Annotated in this window: 13 protein-coding genes; 4 read left to right on the top strand and 9 right to left on the bottom strand. The window is 48.0% G+C overall.

What is annotated here, in order from left to right; translation table 11 throughout:
- The first annotated feature begins 70 nt into the window (after positions 1-70).
- On the top strand, positions 71-2,176 hold the full coding sequence (locus H164_RS0105805; RefSeq protein ID WP_026356259.1) for a S46 family peptidase: 2,106 nt from the start codon (positions 71-73) through the stop codon (positions 2,174-2,176).
- A 994-nt stretch (positions 2,177-3,170) separates the two neighbouring features.
- Here H164_RS0105805 and H164_RS0105800 read toward each other — a convergent pair.
- From H164_RS0105800 to H164_RS0105765, 8 genes are all read right to left on the bottom strand, one after another.
- Positions 3,171-4,442 (bottom strand): helix-turn-helix transcriptional regulator, encoded by a 1,272-nt coding sequence (locus tag H164_RS0105800; protein WP_026356258.1) that lies wholly within the window; start codon positions 4,440-4,442, stop codon positions 3,171-3,173.
- A 16-nt stretch (positions 4,443-4,458) separates the two neighbouring features.
- Complete coding sequence (locus tag H164_RS0105795) at positions 4,459-6,048, bottom strand: S41 family peptidase (RefSeq protein ID WP_019967749.1); 1,590 nt, start codon at positions 6,046-6,048, stop codon at positions 4,459-4,461.
- A 100-nt stretch (positions 6,049-6,148) separates the two neighbouring features.
- Positions 6,149-8,134 carry a DNA topoisomerase IV subunit B gene (locus H164_RS0105790; protein ID WP_025829670.1) on the bottom strand — a complete coding sequence of 662 codons (1,986 nt, stop codon included), beginning with the start codon at positions 8,132-8,134 and terminating at the stop codon, positions 6,149-6,151.
- A 41-nt stretch (positions 8,135-8,175) separates the two neighbouring features.
- Complete coding sequence (locus tag H164_RS0105785; protein WP_019967747.1) at positions 8,176-9,324, bottom strand: hypothetical protein; 1,149 nt, start codon at positions 9,322-9,324, stop codon at positions 8,176-8,178.
- A gap of 60 nt (positions 9,325-9,384) precedes the next feature.
- Positions 9,385-10,605: a THUMP-like domain-containing protein gene (locus H164_RS0105780; protein WP_019967746.1), complete on the bottom strand. Its 1,221-nt coding sequence runs from the start codon at positions 10,603-10,605 to the stop codon at positions 9,385-9,387.
- Between the two features lie 6 nt (positions 10,606-10,611).
- Positions 10,612-11,301, bottom strand: coding sequence for a M15 family metallopeptidase (locus H164_RS0105775; protein WP_025829668.1), 690 nt, complete (start codon positions 11,299-11,301; stop codon positions 10,612-10,614).
- A 66-nt stretch (positions 11,302-11,367) separates the two neighbouring features.
- Positions 11,368-11,862 (bottom strand): MgtC/SapB family protein, encoded by a 495-nt coding sequence (locus H164_RS0105770; RefSeq protein ID WP_019967744.1) that lies wholly within the window; start codon positions 11,860-11,862, stop codon positions 11,368-11,370.
- Between the two features lie 910 nt (positions 11,863-12,772).
- Positions 12,773-13,702, bottom strand: coding sequence for a PfkB family carbohydrate kinase (locus H164_RS0105765; RefSeq protein WP_019967743.1), 930 nt, complete (start codon positions 13,700-13,702; stop codon positions 12,773-12,775).
- 81 nt (positions 13,703-13,783) lie between these two features.
- Here H164_RS0105765 and H164_RS0105760 point away from each other — a divergent pair, with 81 nt between their 5' ends.
- Positions 13,784-15,013: a M16 family metallopeptidase gene (locus H164_RS0105760; protein ID WP_026356255.1), complete on the top strand. Its 1,230-nt coding sequence runs from the start codon at positions 13,784-13,786 to the stop codon at positions 15,011-15,013.
- 118 nt (positions 15,014-15,131) lie between these two features.
- The gene (locus H164_RS0105755; protein WP_019967741.1) at positions 15,132-15,782 is read left to right on the top strand and encodes an HAD family hydrolase; all 651 of its coding nucleotides are present in this window, start codon (positions 15,132-15,134) and stop codon (positions 15,780-15,782) included.
- Positions 15,783-15,898: 116 nt separating this feature from the next.
- On the opposite strand, the gene H164_RS0105745 is transcribed toward H164_RS0105755, so the two are convergent.
- Positions 15,899-17,887, bottom strand: a complete 1,989-nt coding sequence (locus H164_RS0105745) for a glycoside hydrolase family 97 protein (RefSeq protein ID WP_019967739.1) — start codon at positions 17,885-17,887, stop codon at positions 15,899-15,901.
- 475 nt (positions 17,888-18,362) lie between these two features.
- On the opposite strand from H164_RS0105745, the gene H164_RS0105740 reads away from it, so the two are divergent.
- Complete coding sequence (locus H164_RS0105740) at positions 18,363-20,441, top strand: TonB-dependent receptor plug domain-containing protein (protein WP_019967738.1); 2,079 nt, start codon at positions 18,363-18,365, stop codon at positions 20,439-20,441.
- Positions 20,442-21,194: the final 753 nt, after the last annotated feature.

Here is a 21,194-nt window from a genome sequence, read left to right as displayed (position 1 = left end):
CACATTCAAGTCGTTCTCCCCTCCTTTGGAGGGGTTGGGGGAGGCTCCCACATTTACTAAAATCATTCTTATGAAGAAAAAACTCTTTTGGGTTCTCATTCCCTTTCTCCTTTTCTCCTTTTCATCTTTACGTGCCGATGAGGGCATGTGGACGCTTTATAACCTGCCACAAGCCGTCTTTAATCAAATGAAAAGCGAGGGTTTTGCGTTGCCCTATGGCGCACTTTACAACAATAATGACGCCATCAAGAACAGCGTTGTCAGCTTTTCAGGCTACTGTTCGGGCGTGGTTGTCAGTCCCGACGGACTCGTTTTCACCAACCACCACTGCGGTTTTGAGGCCATCAGAAGCCACTCCACCGTTGAACACGACTATATGTTGAACGGCTTTGTGGCTAAAAACTATGCGGAGGAACTGCCAAACAAAGACATGTTCGTGAGCTTTATGATCAACCAAAAAGACATAACGGCCGACGTGATGCGCCTTGGTTTCGAGGCCATGAGCCGCAAAAAGCAGAACGCTTTGCTTGATTCTTTGCAGAATGCCTACACATCTGAGGCCAAGAAACAAGACAGTTCGTACCACGTAGACATTGATGCTTTCTACGAAGGTAACCGATATTACGCCACAACCTATCAGGACTTCACGGACTTGAGACTGGTTTTTGCCGTGCCAAAATCAATGGGGAAGTTCGGCGGAGATACCGATAACTGGATGTGGCCGCGCCAGACTTGCGACTTCAGTGTGTTCAGAATATATGCCAACAAGGACAATCGACCTGCCCCATATAGCAAGGACAACGTGCCTTATCGCCCGAAACACTGGGCACCCGTGAGTCTTCAAGGCTACAAAGAGGGCGACTTTGCCATGACAATGGGCTATCCCGGCAGTACAAGCCGCTATCTTTCGAGCTACGGAATCCGTGAACGTCGCGACGCACTCAACGCACCTCGCGCCCAAGTTCGGGGAGTTAAGCAACGCATAATGGCCCAACATATGCGCGCAGATGAGGCAGTTCGCATCAAATACGACTCCAAATTCGCACAAAGTTCCAACTATTGGAAGAACTCAATCGGTATGAACAAGTGTATCGATTCCATTGGTCTTATTGCTCAAAAGCAGCACTATGAAACCCTCATCCGGGCTTGGCAAGACTCTACGGGCTACTTGAAAGGCCAGCTCGACTTTGGGGAAATGGCCCGTTTCTACGCTGATCGCTTCGAAGCTCGCAAGGCTTTGATGTACTTCAACGAGACTTTCTTGCGCACGAACGAGCTGACTGACCGAGCGTTGAAGGCCATTAAGACGACGATCAAGGACAAGAAAGGGCGTTACATCAAGTTTGATGACAACCGAAAACAATGGGATGCAGCCCTTGACAAGGAGGTGCAAGTGGCGCTGTTGAAGAACTATCGCGCGCATGTTGAAGCCAAATACCTGCCCGCTTTCTATCAAACGATTGATAAAAAGTGCCACGGTGACTACGAAAGATACGTTGATCACCTTTGGGAAACATCTGCCCTGATGACCAACGGCAAACGGGTTTACGTCACCAAACAGACCATCAAGAAAGATGCCGGACTGCAATATGGCGAGCAACTCAACGCCATGCGCGAGCAATTCAACCGCATGTTAAATGCCACACGCGACAGCATCGACGAGCAAGAACGCCTGCTTTGCGCCGCAAAACTGCGCATGGAAGAAGACATGCCCCACTATAGTGACGCCAATTTCACGATGCGTTTGTCCTATGGACAGGTGGAAGGAATCACCCTCGGTGGCCATTCTACCTATTACACCACGGCAGAAAGCCTCGTCGAAAAGATGAAACGGGGCGACAACGGCGTGTTTGATTACAAGGCAGAGCCCGTGATGCATCGCCTGATGGACGCCACTTCATTCGGTCCATACGCTGATAAAACGACCGGAAAGCTGCAACTTTGCTTCCTCACCAACAACGATATCACGGGCGGAAACTCCGGTTCTCCGATCTTCAACGGCAAAGGTCAGCTCATCGGATTGGCCTTTGACGGCAACTGGGACAGCCTCAGTAGCGACATCAACTTCGACAAACGACTGGCAAGATGCATCGGTGTAGACATTCGTTACATGCTCTACATGATTGATAAATGGGGGCATGCCGACCATTTGCTGCGAGAAATCAATGCACAATAAGAGGTAAAGCCCAGCCAAACCCTCTCAAAGAGGGGGTGAATGCGCTTGCAATGAGATAGAAATCCCCCTCCTTTTGAGATTTCTTTCCCCCACGAGAGAAGCTAAGGGGAGCTAAAGACCATTGAAGGGAGGGGGCTCCAAGCCTGAAATTCTCGCAATTTTCATTGCCTAACTGGAAGCAGTTTTCAAAGAATATCGGAGAATAATAAGCAAATAAACAGAACTTAACGGATAAACCCCATAGGGGTTTCGTTATTTAGAGGGCAGTTGGCATGCAATGTCAACGCTGTTGCCAAATGACGAGCAAGAGTTCAACGCCATCGGCGTTGCTTTCACATTACTTGTCCCATGACAGCGTTGGCGTTATATGCCAACACAGCCCTTTCGATAACGAAATCGCGATACGGTTTGTCCATTGAAGGCAACTTGTTCCTCTACCTTAAAACAACCATTTGAGTTGAATTGAAGGTATATATACATGATTGTTTGGGCGGACGCACGAGCCGTGCGTCCCTACATCACTTGAAGCGGTTTTTCACATCAACCGTATGGTAATGCAATCTCACCCATTTTGCCGCGCAATCTCACCCATTTTAGCATGCAATATGGCCCACTTTACACGCCAAAATGGCTGATATTGAAACGCGACCGTTAAGTCGTTGATTATCAATAGCGCTAACACCACAATCCGTTAGAATGGTATAGGACTGGGAAATACCAAAAATAAACATGCGACCTTCATCAGGCCGCATGTTCGTATTGTTCATTTTGCTGTCCTCCGCAGAGGAAAATCAGTTCAATTGCTAATCTTCAGCAAGATGAACATGATTTTTATAACTCTCTAAATAAATTAAAATGCGAAAAATGAAATAACGCTTGCCCTCACGGGTTCATGTAATTTACAAAGTTGAGTACTTAATAGTCTAAACTTAAACCTTCGATGCAAAGATAAACATCATTGAGAATAGAAGCTATCACAAATGTTCACATGTTCTCACATTTCTTCATTTTGCGCACTTTTTTCTGCATTTTTCTGTGAAAGAATGCGGAAATCGGAGGGTGTAACGCCGAATTTATCCGAGAAGTTACGATAAAAAGTTTGTGCAATCGGCATGCCGCACGCTTCTCCGATGGCCTCGATGGTGTAGTCGGGACGGTCGAGAAGCAACTGAGCGGCATACTCCAAACGTAGTTCGTTGACGAATTTCGTGAAGCTCATGCCTGCATATCGCGTGAAGAGTTGGGCGAACTTGTTGTGCGGAACATACACTTCATTGATGACATCTTCGCGACTCAGCTTCGGTTGAAGGAACATCTTCTTGCTCATGATGGTGGCCGAGACGCGGCGGAACAATAGCTTGTCGGCATCATCTTTCGGCTGTTCAGCCTGCTGGGAGGCTTCTTCCGAGGTCATGGCGGCTGTTTTGGCCTGCGTTTCGGCCGTTTCATGTTGCTTACGTTCGTTCATCAACGCCTCACGATACTGCAACAGTCGGTTGATGGTATCAACTGCCGATGCGTTCTTGCGTGTGATGATGCGGTTATACCGCGCGATTCGGAAGATGATAAAGCACAACAAGAGAAAGATAACGCCACCCATGATGAGCGCCATACGCATGGTTCGGAGTTCAGCTTCCTGTTGTTTCTGTTGCAATTCCAAGATGGTTGTCTCGCTGGATTTGGCCAATTTGAAGGCTGAACGGGGCATAAAGCCGAACGTACTGTTGGCTCCTGCCTTCATGGATGCCGTGTCCGGACACTCAGCCAACAGGCGGAACGAGCGGTTAAGGTCGGGTAATAGGCGCATAGCTTCGTCATATTTACCCGCGTTCTGCATTACCAATTCGACGTTGAGCAGTGCATATACCTTCTGATAAAGCCCATTCCACGGACTTGCTGCAGTCGGCATGGAGTTGTAAATGTTGATGGTTCGATGGAAATAAGGCATGGCTTCGTCGTATTTTCCAATGTTGGCTTTGTTGATACCAATAAGGAATGACAGGATAGCTTCATAGCTTTTGGACTGCTCTTCGATGGAACGACCGAGCGCAATGTAGGCATATTCGAGGCTCGAAAGGGTCTCTCCCTTGAGGTATTTGGCGTAGGCTATCTTCGTAATCGTGCGAAAATAGGCCTCACTACTCGAGGCCGTGTCTTCGATGGCAGCTGAAACCTGACGCGCATTCTGCTGACCTGAGTGGCAGGAAAAGAGCGTCATTGTCGCCAATAATGCACCGATTAGTGCATATAACACCTTATGTTTCATGCTTTATCTCCTTTAACTATGCGTTTTGATGGTTACTTTCAGCTTGCTCAAACAGCTCCACAGCCTTCCGAACAATGGGATTCTCTTCGTTGATTACCTGAAAATATTCACTCATGTCCCACAGGTCGCGTGCCACAAGTGCTTTGAGTTGCAATCTTAAACGGGGCAACGTCTGCTGCAATTCCTGCTCATCTTTGGGCTTGATGTTGTCTTTTGCGGCTGCTTCGAGCACGTCATTGACAAACGATTCGGGCACTTCATAGCGGGCATTGAAGTCGGTAAAGGTGGCAAAACGGTTGCGGAGTTGCTTCCGGTTGACGTCGATATACTTCAGATTTGCATTGATGATGTAGCTTCGGGCAGCCAGTTGGCGATGGAACCGCGTGTATTGTGCGGTGTCAAGAGGAACGAAATAATCGGGCATAATGCCCCCTCCTCCGTAGACAACACGCTGCTTTCGCAAGGTTTTATACTTCAAAGAATCGGCAAAATGAATGCTGTCGGCACTGTAAAGTTCGCCATGTTCGAAGCGTTTCTCAATGTCCATGGCATAGTCAAGGGCCTCACCTTTCTTATAAGGTTTCTGGATACAGCGGCCCGAAGGTGTATAATAATGGGCTATTGTGAGGCGGATCATGCTGCCGTCTGCAAAGTCTATAGGGCGTTGCACAAGGCCCTTGCCGAACGAACGACGCCCAACGACCTCACCACGGTCCTGATCTTGAATGGAACCGGTAACGATTTCGGCAGCCGAAGCCGTGTATTCATTGATGAGAACGACAACCTTTCCGTCGAGTAATTTGCCTGTTCCATCGGCACGATGTTCCTGCCTTGGAGCTCTTCTTCCTTGCGTATAGACAATCAAATCGTTGCGTTTTAGGAACTCATTTGCTATCTGCACGGCCGCCAAAAGATAGCCTCCGCCGTTCTCTTCAAGGTCGAGTATGAGGTCTTTCATGCCGTTATTCTTCAGCATATTGACCGCTTCCATGAACTCATTATAGGTGGTTAGGCCGAAACTTCCAATGCGGATATAACCTACTTTCGGCCGAATCATGTAGGCAGCATCAAGGGTCTTCACGGGAATCTTGTCGCGCGTGACCGTGAAATAGAGCATACCGGCAATGCCACGGCGCACGATTCCGAGTCTTACCTTAGAGCCTTTGGCCCCTCGGAGCCGCTTCATAATCTCTTCTTTCGACATCTTTACGCCTGCAATGGCTGTGTCGTTGACACTCACGATGCGGTCGCCAGCAAGGATACCTACACGTTCTGACGGGCCATTTACAATGGGTTGAATGACCAACAGCGTGTCTTGTACCATATTGAATTGCACGCCGATGCCTTCGAATGAGCCCTGCAATGGCTCGTTCATCTCCTTGGTTTCCTTGGCAGTTGCATAGGAAGAGTGAGGGTCGAGCTTCTCTATCATGCCACGAATGCCGTCTTCCACGAGTTTATTTTCATCGACTGTATCGACGTAAAGATTGGAGATGGCCATCTCGGCAATCTGCAATTTACGGATTGGAGCATCGCTCCCAAGGTTCATTCGCTGTGCTTTCAGCGACAAAGGCAACATGGCAAACGAGAAAACAACCCATACCATCCCTTGGCGGAAGGCATATAGGCATCTCATCGGGTTAGGATTTGATTTCATATTCATTTTTGTTTCGACGGTTTCAATGGCTTTCTGCCGTCTGTAACCGTTAATCTAAGGGTTCGGAATCAGCGTCCGGGAGGTCTTCTTCGATGACAAGATTGTCGATAATAAAGTTCTGTCGCTCCATGGTATTCTTGCCCATGTAATACTCCAAGAGCTTTCCAACTTGATCATTCTTATGAAGTGTCACTTGTTCGAGACGCATATCAGGCCCTATAAAGTGCACGAATTCCTCCGGACTGATTTCACCCAATCCTTTGAATCGGGTGATTTCGGGGTCGGGGCCCAATTCCTTAATCGCATTGATACGCTCTTCTTCGGTATAACAATAGCGGGTAATAAAGTCCGAACGCTTTTCCTTTTTGTCCAAACGAGCATCAGCCTCGGCAATCACTTGCTTGTTCTTGATTTTCGTCCGCTTGTTCCTTACGCGGAAAAGTGGGGTCTGCAATACATAAACATGCCCTTTCTTGATTAGTTCGGGGAAGAACTGTAGGAAGAAAGTAATGATTAATAAGCGGATATGCATGCCGTCAACGTCGGCATCAGTGGCTACAATCACCTTATTATATCGCAGACTATCGAGGCCATCTTCAATATCCAAGGCAGCTTGAAGCAGGTTGAATTCCTCGTTTTCATAAACCACTTTCTTCGTCAATCCGAATGAGTTGAGGGGCTTTCCACGTAGGGAGAAGACCGCTTGCGTGTTCACATCGCGACTCTTGGTGATGCTTCCACTGGCCGAATCTCCCTCAGTAATGAAGATAGCACTCTCTTCCTTGCGGTCGTTTTTGACGTCACAGAAGTGGATACGACAGTCACGTAGCTTCCTATTATGCAGGTTTGCCTTCTTTGCTCTCTCGCGAGCCAACTTCGTAACGCCTGCCATTGCCTTGCGTTCACGCTCACTTTCTTTGATTTTATTCTCCATCACTTCCGCCACATCGGCATGGATATGGAGGTAGTTGTCGACATTTTGCTTGATAAAATCCCCTACGTACTTGTTGATACTCTCACCGTCGGGCGCCATTTGGGTGGAACCGAGCTTTATCTTCGTCTGACTCTCGAACACCGGCTCCTCAACATTCAGCGCAATGGCTGCAACAATACCGTTACGCACATCGGTATACTCATAATTCTTGTTGAAAAACTCTTTTATTGTCTTGGCGATATGCTCCTTGAATGCGCTTTGATGCGTGCCACCCTGCGTGGTATGCTGACCATTGACAAAACTATGATACTCTTCGCCATATTGATTGGCGTGCGTGAAGGCAATTTCTATGTCTTCTCCCACGATATGTATAATGGGATAGAGCCCATCGTTCGTCATATTATCATTCAATAAGTCCTCCAATCCATTGCGACTTTTGATGCGACGACCGTTATACATGATTGTAAGACCGCTGTTGAGGTATGTATAATTACGGAGCATCGTCTCAACAATATCGTCATGGAAGCTGTAATCCTTGAAGAGTGTGTTGTCAGGTTCGAAATATATATACGTTCCATTCTCATTGTCGGTCGTATCTTTCGTGCTATCAGACTTCTTAACGCCTTTTTCAAACGTCAGTTCACGCACTTTTCCATTACGAAACGACTTGACTTCAAACCTCGAACTCAAAGCATTGACAGCCTTAACGCCCACACCATTCAACCCAACACTCTTCTTGAAGGCTTTCGAATCATATTTTCCACCGGTGTTAAGCATGCTCACTGCCTCGACAAGTTTACCCTGTGGAATGCCTCGTCCATAGTCTCTGACACTCACACGGAGGTTATCTTCAATCTCAATCTCAATGCGGTCGCCAGCCTTCATCTTGAATTCATCGATGGAATTATCAATGACTTCCTTCAATAATACATAGATTCCGTCTTCCGGAAGATTGCCATCTCCCAACCGACCAATGTACATTCCGGGGCGTGTACGCACATGTTCCATATCCGACAAGTGGCGGATGTTTTCGTCAGTATAGGCAACAGGCTGTCCTTGTTGCTTGTTTTCTTCTTCGTTTATCGTTTCTTTTTCTGGCATATTCATTCCTTTTCCGGTATATTATCAGCTTATGGGCCTACTTATATCAACTTTCGATAGCAACGACGGTATTTATGTCGGATGGTTTCCAAGTATTGCCACTGCGACTGCACCTTGTCATTGGTCTCCATTTCCACATGAGTTTCCCCCCACTCTATACCATATTTCTGATAAATAGGAATGAGATAGGAGAACAATAACGCATTGGCTCCCTTCACACGATATTCAGGAAGAACACCAATTAGCAATAAATCGACGATCTTGGTCTTGTGGAATTTCAACACACGTAGCACATCCCACCAACCAAAAGGCCACAACCTACCTTTATGAAGCTTTTGTAATACACGCGAAAGTGACGGAAACGTAATGCCAACGCCCACGACCTTGTGGGGCTCAACGCTCCAATCTTCGATAATCGGTATCCATTTCAAGTCGCTAAACGGCAGATACATATTGATATATTGATAAATCTGCCTTTCCGAAAGTTCCGAAAACCCATAGAGATCTTTAAAGGTTTCGTTGATGATTTCAAACACCTTGTAACCATAACCGTCCTTGTATATCTCCTTTTTCGTCATCGGACGCACGTGAAGATTATAGCGTTTCTCTATCATCTCCGCCACTTTCATATACTTTTCCGGTGTTTCTTTCGGCACAATAAGCTTGTATTCCACGTAGTCATTGTCCTTTTCCCAACCACCAAGTTGCTCCATGTGGCGTGGATAATAGGGATAATTATAAATCGTAGCCATTGTTCCAAGCTGGTCAAAGCCCTCAACCAGCATGCCTTCCGGGTCTAAATCCGTGAAGCCAAGTGGCCCGATCACCTTGTCCATTCCCTTCTTTTTACCATACAATTCGACTGCAGCAAGGAGTGCACGGCTCACTTCGAGGTCGTCAACAAAGTCAATCCAACCGAACCGAACGGCCTTCGTTTTCCATTTCTCGTTAGCTTTATGGTTGATGATGGCAGCCACACGACCCACCAGTTTTCCCTTTTTAAAGGCAAGATAGTATTCGGCTTCGCAGAAATCAAAGGCCGCATTCTTCTTTGGATTCAGCACATGTGCATCATCACTATAAAGCACGGGGGCATCGAATTCGTTTCCTTTGTAAAGGTCGTAATGGAATTCTATAAAGGTTTTCAAGTCTTTCTTGGTCTCTACTTTCCTTATCTCAACTGATGACATCGTATGTTCGTTTTACTTCTGAACCTGCAAATTTAGCCAATTTCAGGCAGAAAGCCAAATTTACCCCTGTTTTTTGCAGAATATTAAGGTATGGTTTCCGCCCACAATCGTGGCAAACAAATACCCGTCGCCGCCTTCTTTCAGTCGCAATCGCTTGCGTAATTCAGCCACGTTCAGTGGGAAATTCCTCACAGTCACGTTGGCTTTCTCCAACCCACCAAGCTTTTCTTTCAGCTCCTTTCGGTTCATTGACGACACAGCCACTATTTCGAAGCCCCGCCCCGGGAACCCTTTTACTGGCCCATCTGCCACAAATAGATGAGAATTCCGGCCCACTCCTTTCACCTTGAAACGCTCGGCAAGCACTCCGAAGCAGCCACCTTTCATCACCGAAGCATTCGGTTCGTAGAGCCAAAGTCCGGCTTTCACATCGTTTATCATGGGCATTCGGCCGCTTTCTTCACTTGGATTACAGGCAAAAACAGTGTCGTCGTTCGCGCAAAAAAGGCGTAACTCGTCTCCGTTCTGCTGCATCACGAGTAGCAGTTCCTTACATTCGCCCTCGACACTCACGATATGTACTTCGTAAACGTGCTTCATTCGCTCCACAGCCGCATGCCAATCGAGCATCGGAGACAGTTTTATCAACACGAGGTTGGCCCGTTCAATGAGCCTATCTGACAGCGCTGCCACGTCAGGAGAGCAGTCTTCAATGGCATAGGTCTTGCTCCCATGAGCATCGCGGCGGGCCGGATCGAGATAAAGCAATGTCACTTTTTCCTGCAATCCATGTAGATAGGCGATGCCATCTCCGTGAACCACCTCGGCATTCTTCACGCCCAAGCAGTCGAAATTATGGCGTGCCACGGCGCAAAGTCGCTCTTGTCGTTCTACATAAACGGCCTTTCCAAATCCCTGTGCCATATAAGAAAAGTCCACACCAAAGCCACCCGTAAGGTCTGCCATCATGCCTTTCCGCCGTTCCTCTGCCGAAATCAACCGCTCGACAATGCCACATTTATAGCGTGCTGTAGCCTCACTCGAACACTGTTCCATGGCCAGATGCGGCGGAAACAGCACACATTCCATCGCCCAACCGGGCAGTTTGCGTCGTGCCGTCTGCCACCCTTGTATCTGTTCGAGCACAAACGGCATGTCAACCTCCGGGTATTTCGAAGCCTGAAGGGCCAATGTACGCACGTTGTCCGTGCGATGCTGCTTGATAAACGCAATGTTCTTTATGCGCAAAGCCTCTAAGTCGACGTTTGCAGAATAAGCCATTATGAATTACGGTATTACTTTATAATAGCGTTTTGCCGTGGCTCGCGAGCATTTATTGAAGTGCCACCACTCCGTTCTCAATGGCATGAAACCGCCATGGCGCATCACCCGGCGCAGCAATTGGCGGTTTTCGCGTGCCTTTCGACTGATTTTCTTCTCCTTCACCAGCAGATCTTCGTGGTCAATATGGGCCGCCTTACCCATGTAATCAATCTTGGTTCCCATGTCGAGCGTGTCGCCTTTGAGCGTACAGAGCGTGATATCGACGGCCATTCCATAGTTGTGCATGCCGCCACCATGGCCAGGATTCGACACATAAATGGCCTTTCGCGTGTGCTTCACCTTGTCCCACATCTTCTGTTGAATGCTCTTCGGACGGGCCGCATCATAGACCTTGAGACTCAAATCGGGGCGCAGTTGTTGCAGATAGGCCTGCGCTTTCTTCAGAGCCGCCATGGCTTCAGGGTGCAAAAAGGCCTCTTTCAGGTCGTCATAGAGCACGACGCCGCAGAAGTTATCGGCCCTGCTGTACATCAGGCTCACATGAATCGTGGGGTCTTCCTGCCGAATATTGACATAACCTTGGCGGGTCAACCGGCGTGCTGTCTCTCCCTTGTCGGCTGAAAAGGCCGGGATGGCGACGGAACAAAGCAGCCATAAAGCGGCTAATGCCTTGCCATAAGTGTGCCGCAACATGCCTTGCGCATCACGACATCCCCCTTTTCGTCTCATTATTCTCATTCGTTTCATTCGTTATCCATGTCAAACTGCCCCGTCTTCACTTCCATCTTCGACCTCGTTTCCATGCTCCGTACCGCCCTCTTTGCTCCGGTCGAGCCGACGAAGCACGTAGTTGAAGGCCTCCATACCAACCAAAACGAGCACCGTGGCAACTACTGATAGCACGTAAAGTCCGGCACCACAGGCCAGACCAATAGCCGCTGTGACCCACACTCCGGCTGCCGTTGTCAGCCCATGTACGGCATTTTTCTGGAAAATAATAGTGCCTGCACCGATGAAACCAATGCCAGATACCACCTGAGCTGCTATGCGTGAGACATCAAGACGCATGTTTTCATCTTTCAAAACGCCCTCAAATCCGTATGCAGAAATAATCATAAAGAGCGCCGAACCCAGTGCAACAAGGAAGTGAGTTCGCAGACCTGCCGCCTTTTCCCTATACTCTCTTTCGAGTCCAATCAGGCCACCCAAGACGGCTGCCACAAAGATGCGGGCAATGAATTCGATAGTCATCATAAGCAATAAATGATTTTGCCTGCAAACTTACATAAAAAAGTGCAGAAATGCAAATAAAAAAGGACACCCACTCCAGCCATTCGGAACACCCACCCCGGCCCTCCCAAAGGGAGGGAGAAGCAGTTCGCGGGCCAAGAATGGGCCTTTTGTCGTTCAATGGCAGCCTTTTTCACGATGAAATGGCCAAATATTACATCGTAATACGGCCATAACAGACATGTAGGGACGCACGGTCCGTGCGCCCGTTCAAGCGAAATGGTAAACGAAAACATAAGATTATTGGAGCTGACGCACGGACCGTGCGTCGCTATATGCCTCTTGTCAACAATTCATCTTATCATTCTGCTAATCCTAAAGTTCAATATTCAAACTTCAATATTCAAAGTCTGCAAATCCTAAAGGTTAAAGTTCAATGTTCAAACTTCAAAATCAAAGTCCCTACATGCGCTCAAAGCATTCTCGGTTCCATTCATTTTGATAATCAATAACTTACAGCTTGCGTTCCAATCTCAGCTATTTTGGTGTACAAAATGAGCCATTTCATCGTGTAAAATGGGTGAGATTGCGCGGTAAAATGGCTGACATTAGAATACAGGATATAAGCTGTTGATTTCCAATATGAGAAGCATCGCGTCTTTAGTGGCCTAACCGCAAGTGGTATATCCACGAAATCGTAGAATATCCAAGAATATTTTATAAATCAACAGGGCCTGTTTTCGTTTATCTATGCTCCAATATTTTTTGATAAACCGCTTGCGGTTAGGAAATGAAAAAAGTGCCCTATTTTCGGAGTTGAGGCCCTTTTCAAGGTCGACAGCCCCGGAAACATATCATGCGTGTTGCCATAAAACATCGATGAAATCGCTGTTTTTCGCGGCAGGTACATGTAGATTGCTTTCCAAAAGGTCTGTCAACGTTGCATAGACAAGCCGAACTCCTTGCTCACATAATTATATATATCCTTGCAACATTCAGCAGAAAAGGCCTGTCCCGAGGCTGTCAAGGCATCCCATTGCGCCTCGGAAAGGCCGCGATCGATGTCGTCTCGCGTGATGTTTTGGCGGATAATACCATAGAGAAAACCCGCATTGAAGTTGTCACCCGCACCGATAGTACTCACCGTTTTCGTGTTTTTGACTTCGTAATCCTTGTGGAAATCGTTCTCTGCATACACCGAAATGGGTTCCTTTCCACGCGTGCAAATGAACTTTTTACAATAAAAGCTGATTTCTGAATGATATACTTTTGCGGCGTCATTCTGCCTGTAAAGGATTTCAAAGTCCTCGTGACTGCCGCGCACAATGTCTGCCAATTCGAGGTTTTCTATCAGGTTTGGCGTGATTTTCATCACTTCGTTGCGATGCGAAGCCCTGTAGTTTACGTCGTAATAAAGAATGGCCCCGCATTTATGGGCATAAGTAAGGAAGTCTGAAACCTGCGGTCTGACGGCGGGATTGATGGCAAAGAACGACCCAAAAAGCACGATATCATCGCGGTTTATCTCGGGATAAGTGAACTCGAGTCGGTCATGCGGGTGGTCTTTATAGAAGAGATAGTCGGCGTTGTTGTCAGCATCAAGGAAGGCAAGTGACAAAGGTGACTTGCTGTCGGGAAAGACATTGATGCCGTCGGTAGCCACTCCATTGTCGCGAAGGAAGTCGGTCACGTAGTCGCCGATGCGGTCGTTGCCGGCCTCACCGATGAAGGTTGTGGCGATGCCTGAGCGTCCCAACGAGATAATGGCATTGAATGCAGAACCGCCCGGAAGGGCATTGACGGGTTTGAAGCCTTTGAAAATGATGTCGAGAACGGTCTCTCCGAGACCTATTACTTTGCGCATAATGATGGGTTGTCTTTGATTTCTCTTGCAAATATACGCGAAATCAACGGCAAATACAAATTTTTCAGTAACTTTGCACGCATGAAATACAATACAGCAACGCTTGCCAACGGGCTCCGCATCATTCATCAAAGCACTGATTCGAGCGTGGTTTATTGCGGATATGAGGTCAATGCGGGCACACGTAACGAGCAACCGGGCCGCGAAGGCATGGCTCATTTCTGCGAACACATGGCGTTCAAGGGGACCAAGCGGCGCAGGTCGTGGCACATCAGCAATGCTCTTGAGAGCGTGGGTGGCGACTTGAATGCCTTTACCAACAAGGAAGACACGGTTTATTATGCCGCTATTTTGAAGGAACATACGCCCCGGGCGGTTGATTTATTGACCGATATCGTGTTCCACAGTACCTATCCTCAGACCGAAATTGACAAGGAAGTAGAAGTCATTTGCGATGAAATCGAGAGTTATAATGACTCACCTGCCGAACTTATCTACGATGAATTCGAGAATATTCTCTTTGAAGGTCACCCCTTGGGGCATAACATTTTGGGAACAGCCGAGCGTGTCAGGAGCTTTAAAACAGCCGATGCTTGCGGCTTTGTGCAGGCTTTTTACCGCCCCGAAAACTGTATTTTCTTTCTCTATGGCGACGTGAATTTCAACCGACTTGTACGGCTCTTGGAGCGTGCAACGAGTGATTCCCCATCGGCAAAGCCCTGCATTTCGCCCACGCTCCGGCAGCCTTTACCTTCATATTTCCCCCATTTCATCGAAAAAAAACATGGCACCCATCAAGCTCATGTCATGATAGGTAATCGCGGATATGGGGTACATGACGAGCGAAGATTGGTGCTTTACCTGCTCAATAACATTCTCGGTGGACCGGGAATGAACGCACGTTTGAACCTTGCCTTGCGCGAACGGCATGGCTTGGTCTACACGGTTGAGAGCTCAATGGTGAGTTATGGCGACACAGGAGTGTGGGGAACGTATTTCGGTTGCGACCCAAAAGACGTGAAAAAGTGCCTGCGTTTGGTGCGCAAAGAGCTTGATCGGGTCATCGGGCAGCCCCTCACGGCGGGGCAATTGCGGGCAGCCAAGAAGCAAATCAAGGGACAAATCGGCGTAGCCTGCGACAATCGGGAGAACTTCGCCCTTGATTTTGGCAAGAGTTTCCTGCATTATGGTTGGGAACGCGACATCACTTCGCTCTTCCGACACATTGAAAATGTGACGGCAGAAAGCCTGCAACAAGTGGCAACGGAGCTGATGAGCGAAGACCGTCTGACTACCCTCATTTTCACTTAAAAGCGATATTCCTTGCATGCGCGGCTTTCATTGCCGGGGTAATTTGGCCATTTTATGACTGCAAGGTGGACCTTTTCTGCATTTTTCTGCGTATCTTCGCAGGCAAAACAGACGAAAGATGAAAACAAAAATCGTGATATTGGATTTCGACGGCACCATCGGCGACTCGCAAGACCTCATCGTTCGCACGATGAGAGAGACACTCCGGCAATGCCATCTGCCCGATAAAACGACGGAAGAATGCGCACGTACCATCGGACTTCCACTGAAAGCGTGTTTCAAAATGCTGCAACCAATGAGCGATGAAATGGCCGAATTGTGTGCTAATTCCTATCGTGTAATCTTCGACCGCAATAATATTCGTGGGGCCGTTGCGGCCTTTCCGGGTGTCAAGGAGACCATCAAGGCCCTGCATGATGACGGCCTCACGGTGACAATCGCCAGCAGTCGGGGGCACCATTCGCTGGCAGCTTTCGTCGAAGAGCTGCATCTCGAGCCGTTCATCAGCCTCGTCTTGGGGGCCGACGACGTGGAGAAAGCGAAGCCCGATGCTGAACCTGTGCTGAAAACCTTGCGTCGGTTTGGTTTGCAACCGGCTGAGGCTTTGGTCGTGGGTGACACGAAATTCGACATACTCATGGGGCGCAATGCAGGTACAATGACCTGTGGCGTCACCTATGGTAACGGCAACAGGGAGGAATTGCAGGCCGCCCGAGCCGATTATATCATTGATCATTTCGAGGAAATCAGGCTGTGCGTGAGGCGTTAAACCGATGGATTAGGCCGTTTTTTCATCGTGGTAAGGTAATCATCAAGGCCGGAAAAAAGCCCGTCTTTACCGTCTGGTAATTGAAAAACAGACGGTAAAGACATGCAAAACGAGTGTTATAAGATGGCTATTGCAAAGCCTCCGCCAGGTGCCATCTGCAATTCAACGGTTCCATCTTCAGGTATGGAGATGGTCTTTTTGGCGTAATCTTGCGCCATTTTCTCTGCGTTCGGACCGTCATAATAGATTTCTGCTTTCCTACCGGCAGCATGAAGCCGACCGAGTTGCAGCCTGACAGTGCGCTCTTTCCAGTTGTTCAGTCCGCCGACATACCATGAATTGCCTTTCCGTCGGGCCATGATGACATATTCACCGACCTTACCTTCGAGTGGCAACGTCTCGTCCCAGACTGTCGGAATACTCGAAATAAAGCGAGTACATTCAGCTTCTTGCTCATAATGGGTAGGGCTATCGCAGAGCATGTTCAATGGCGAGAAGAAGACAACATACATGCCCAGCTGATGAGCACGCGTACCTTGGCTCATCGGATTGCTGTTTGAGGGATAATAGGTCTTCTTTGTTCCGTTCAACATGGCTCCTTGCGTGTAGTCCATTTGGCCTGCCAGCATTCTGATATAGGGCACCGTGACATCATAGTTCACTTGGTCGTATTTCGAAATGGGCGACCATTTGGTCTGTTCCTGCCCGGCCACGCCCTCGAAATTAACCACATTGGGGAACGTTCTGTTCAATCCGGTGGGCTTATAAATGCCATGGAAGTCTACTAACAAATGATACTTGGCCGTCATTTCCGCTGCCCTATATGCGAAATTCACCATCTGTTGGTCGTCACGGTTCAGGTAATCAATCTTGAATCCTTTCACACCAAGCTCAGAGAAATAGCGACATGCCTTCTCCATATCCCGCTCGAAGGCATAGTAACCGGCCCATAAGATGATGCCGACATGCTTTTGTTCGGCGTAGTTCACAATTGCTTTCAAATCGATTTCGGGCACTATCTGGAACAAATCTGCCTTATTCTTCACAGCCCAACCAGCGTCCATGATGACATACTCCAAACCATACTTGCTCGCAAAATCAATATATGCCTTGTAAGTTTGGGTGTTTATGCCCGCTTTGAAGCCCACATTGTAAAGTCCCCAATCGTTCCACCAGTCCCAAGCTACCTTTCCTGGCTTGATCCAAGCAGTGTCTTTGATGCGCGAAGGCGCAGCCAACAGATAGACCAAATCGTCATTCAGCAACTCATTCTCGTTTTCTGCGATGGAGATAATCCGCCATGGAAACGTGGCATCTTTGGCAGATTGGGCGATATAGTCCTCGGTAGAGCGCACCAACATCTCCAAGTTGAAGGTGCCGCCTTGTACGGTTTCCTTGGGATAAGGGGCAAAAATGCCTTTCAATGTCGTTGACTTGGGGGCTTCAGGATTGAGATACATGCCCGGATAATCGTTCAGGTCGGATTCCGTGATGGCCACTTTGACTCCGTTTTCGGCCTCTACCAGAATCGGAAGAAAGATAAGTCGGTCCTTATTCAGGCCGGAAAGCGGTCCATGCGTATAGGTGTTCTCGAACGAATTGGCGAATTGCTCGGCAAAGGTTCCCTTTTCACGGACATAAGGAACGTAAGATGGCAGGTCTTTTGCAAAATTAAAGGTCGCAATCTCATTGACTACTTGGAAAGTATTCTTGCATTTGGCCTCGAAACGATAGGCAACGCCTTGGTTATAAGCCCTGAAAACAAGGTTATAGTTGTCGAATCCGAGGGTAAGTTCCCAATACTTGTCTTCGATGGTGGCCTTTTTGTAAAATACCGCATTGACAGTGCCATCATGAAACGCCTTTTTAACGTTCTTGATGCGCTCTCCATTGCCGAAGTCCTTGGTCATTCGGTTTGTCATGGCTATCTGAGAGCTGTTGATCAACGGCTGGTTCTTATAGCTTACAGCGTAATGTATTTTTCCATCGACGTCAACCTCGACGGTAATGTTCTTGTCCGGAGAGTTCAATCTGTAGGATTTTCCCACGGCACTTCCAATCGAACAAACTGCCAAAAGGGCCAGCAAAATCAATTTCTTGTTCATGGTTTTGAGTTTTGTTTATGGTTTATATGATGTATGATCGTGTATTTCGGGTTGCCCGTCGGCTTTTCTTGACTTCCTATTCGGCCCACTGTCCATCAGTTGATGGTGCTGTTTGCGAACGAAAATCCGTGTCCCTGTATGTTTTTCAATGAAGTTGGTTAACCTTCATGCTATCGGTTGTCTTTTCATATTCGTGCAATATTACTTAATTTCGGCAACATGCAACGAAAAAAATACCTGAAACACAAGAACTTTAACATATTAACACAAAACATTTCTTTTATTAATTGATTTGTAATATTACTTATAAGCTTTGGCAAATCTCCGGTTCTCGCACTTCATTCCACACGGGTTTCCCTCCTCATCTCTCTTTTTTCATTCCCTAAATTCCACACTTCTCATTTCTCATTTCCCATTTTTTCCCTATCTTTGCAATCGTTTTGCACTTTTGCAAACGCTGAAATTATAATTATTTATGTACAAAACAATTTTCAACAAGCGCCGTAGTATCCGGTTTACGCAGTTCGTAAACAAGGGCTACGCACTCTTTTCGTGCTTGGGAAAGGAAGTGATTGTCGGTACATTGAGCGTGGCTTCGCTCACTTATGCGAAGGCCGAAGGCATCAGTACCGACGTTACTAAGCTCGACTCTGCACATTTTAACGAGAAAGAGTATGTGCTCGACGAGGTCAATGTCACCGGGTCGAGGGCGCCGCTGACGCAACGTCAGCAAGCGAGAATGGTTACTGTACTGAGCCGTGAGGACATTCAAGCGGCGCCGGTACAAAGTGTTAACGACCTGCTGAAGCGGATTGTGGGAGTCGATGTGCGCCAACGTGGCCCGATAGGTGCGCAGACCGACGTGACAATCCGGGGCGGAAACCACGAGCAAATCACCTTTTTGCTGAACGGAATCAACATCGGTGACCCGCAAACGGCACACAACGTGGCTGACTTCCCTGTTGACATCAGCGAGATAGAACGCATAGAAGTGCTCGAAGGACCAGCCGGATCGGTCTATGGAACAGCCTCGATGCTGGGTGCAATCAACATCGTTACGCGACCGAAACGGCTGCCGAGCCTCTCCGTTTACGCTGAAACAGGAAGCTTCGGTTATGTGCGTTCGGGAGGCAGAATCAATGCCGTTAGTGGCAAATGGAACCATCAATTGTCGGCTTCTTTCACCAGAAGCGACGGCTATAACCGCAATAAAGCGGGCGGACTGAACACAGATTTCCGTGCTGAAAAGGCTTTTTATCAAGGCAATTACACTGATGACGACGTGCTTGTCAGCTGGCATGCGGGGCTAAGTAACAAGGATTTCGGGTCGAGTACCAACTATAGTGCCAAGTATGATGACCAGTTTGAGCATACCTTTAAGACCTATACGGCCGTGCAAGGTGAGACAAAACGCGGTGTAATTAAGTGGAAACCGGCCGTTTATTGGAACCATAATTACGACCGTTTTGAGCTGTTTAGGGGTCGCCCGGGCAGCTATCCTTTCAACTATCATCGCACAGATTGCTATGGAATAAACCTCAATTCGTACTTCGATTGGACCTTGGGTCGCACCGCATTCGGGGCCGAATTGCGCAACGAAGACCTTGTGAGTACGAACCTCGGCACCCCGCTTTCGCACCCGAAACACGTGAGCGGCACCGATAATGTCATGTATAAAGTGGGAGTGAACCGCACGAACTTGCAGTTCATCTTAGAGCATAACCTGCTCATTGGTGGCCTTACAATGTCGGCAGGTTTGGTGGCTGTGAAGAACAGTTGGGCCGAAATGCACATGAAAGTCTATCCGAGTGTGAACGCAAGTTACCGCTTTGGCGACGCATGGAAGCTCTATGCAAGTTACAATACGTCGTTGCGTATGCCGTCAATCACCGAACTTTTCTACTCTGTCGGGGGGCATAAGGCCGACCCAAACCTGAAACCAGAAGAGCTTTCTGCCGTGGAATTGGGCATGAAATATGCCAAACATGGACTTTCGGGTAGCCTTAGTGGCTTCTATAATCACTACACCAACCTGATAGATTGGATTGACGACGGCGAGAAAGACGCTGGAGGAGCCGTGGTGTGGAAGTCGGTTAACTTCGGAACAATTGATGCTTGGGGCACGGAAATGGCCTTGAATGCTGACTTCCGGCAGCTTCTTCCCACGCAAAAACTGTTGAAAACGTTGGGCATCAGCTATTGTTTCATTCAGCAACATCACAAGGAATTTGCCGGCATTCACAGCCTTTATGCACTGGAATATCTCAAGAATAAGGTCGTTGGAAACCTGCAATTGAACCTTTGGAAGCGGCTTGATTTGGGCGTGGACTACCGTTTTCAGCATCGCATGGGCAGCTACAAAGACCCCGCGGGCAAGCTGCATCGCTACGGCTCCTACGGCATATTGGACGCCAAACTGTCGTGGAATGCGCCGAAATGGAACGTTTATCTTGCCGGAAACAACCTGCTCGACCGCGATTATGTGGACGTGGGCAACGTGAAACAACCCGGCGTTTGGATCGTAGCAGGGGCAAGGTTCGACGTTGAACTTTGATGTTTGGGCCTTTGAAGTTTGAAGATTGAACATTGAACTTTATGATTACTTGTGCCTTGGCAACAAGTTATCGGCAGGTCAGGTAGAGGAGAAGCCTCGCCTGACCTTTTGCTTTCACAATTTGTTCCAGCCCATTTTGTAACCGGACATCACCCCAATTATACGATGAAATGGCCCATTTTTTGGCATAATATTGCCGAAATGGGCATGCCGGGACGTACGATTCGTGCGTCCACTCAAGCTGATTAAAAGCGAAATAGGCAAGACTATCGGGGCGGACGCACGAGCCGTGCGTCCCTACATACATTCAAGCAGCTCACCCCATCACTCAATTTACGCATCAATCCAGCCATGATAGGCATGTAGGGACGCACGGCTCGTGCGTCCGTTCAACACGCAACAATCACCTTGTTCACCCGTTTACTCGCTAACTGTCAACTGAGAAACGGAGCGGACGCACGGACCGTGCGTCCCTACATGCATTCGAGCGGTTCGGAGTATCGGCGATATTGATAATCAACAGCTTATGACTTGCGTTTCAATATCAGCCATTTTAGCGTGCAAAATGGGCCATTTCATCGTGTAAAATGGCTGATGTTGCACGGTGAAATGGCCCATTTTAAAATGTGATGTGATTACGATGGGAATGTAGGGACGCACGGTTCGTGCGTCCGCTCAAGCAGAGTAAGTGGATAAGTGGACAAGTAAACAAGTTGACAAGTGGGTAGTAATCGGACTATAAACAAGCCCATT

The organism is Segatella maculosa DSM 19339 = JCM 15638 (assembly GCF_000382385.1).
Lineage (GTDB): Bacteria > Bacteroidota > Bacteroidia > Bacteroidales > Bacteroidaceae > Prevotella > Prevotella maculosa.
Note: the sequence above shows the minus strand (reverse complement) of the source record. Positions and strands in the feature narration are given on the sequence as shown.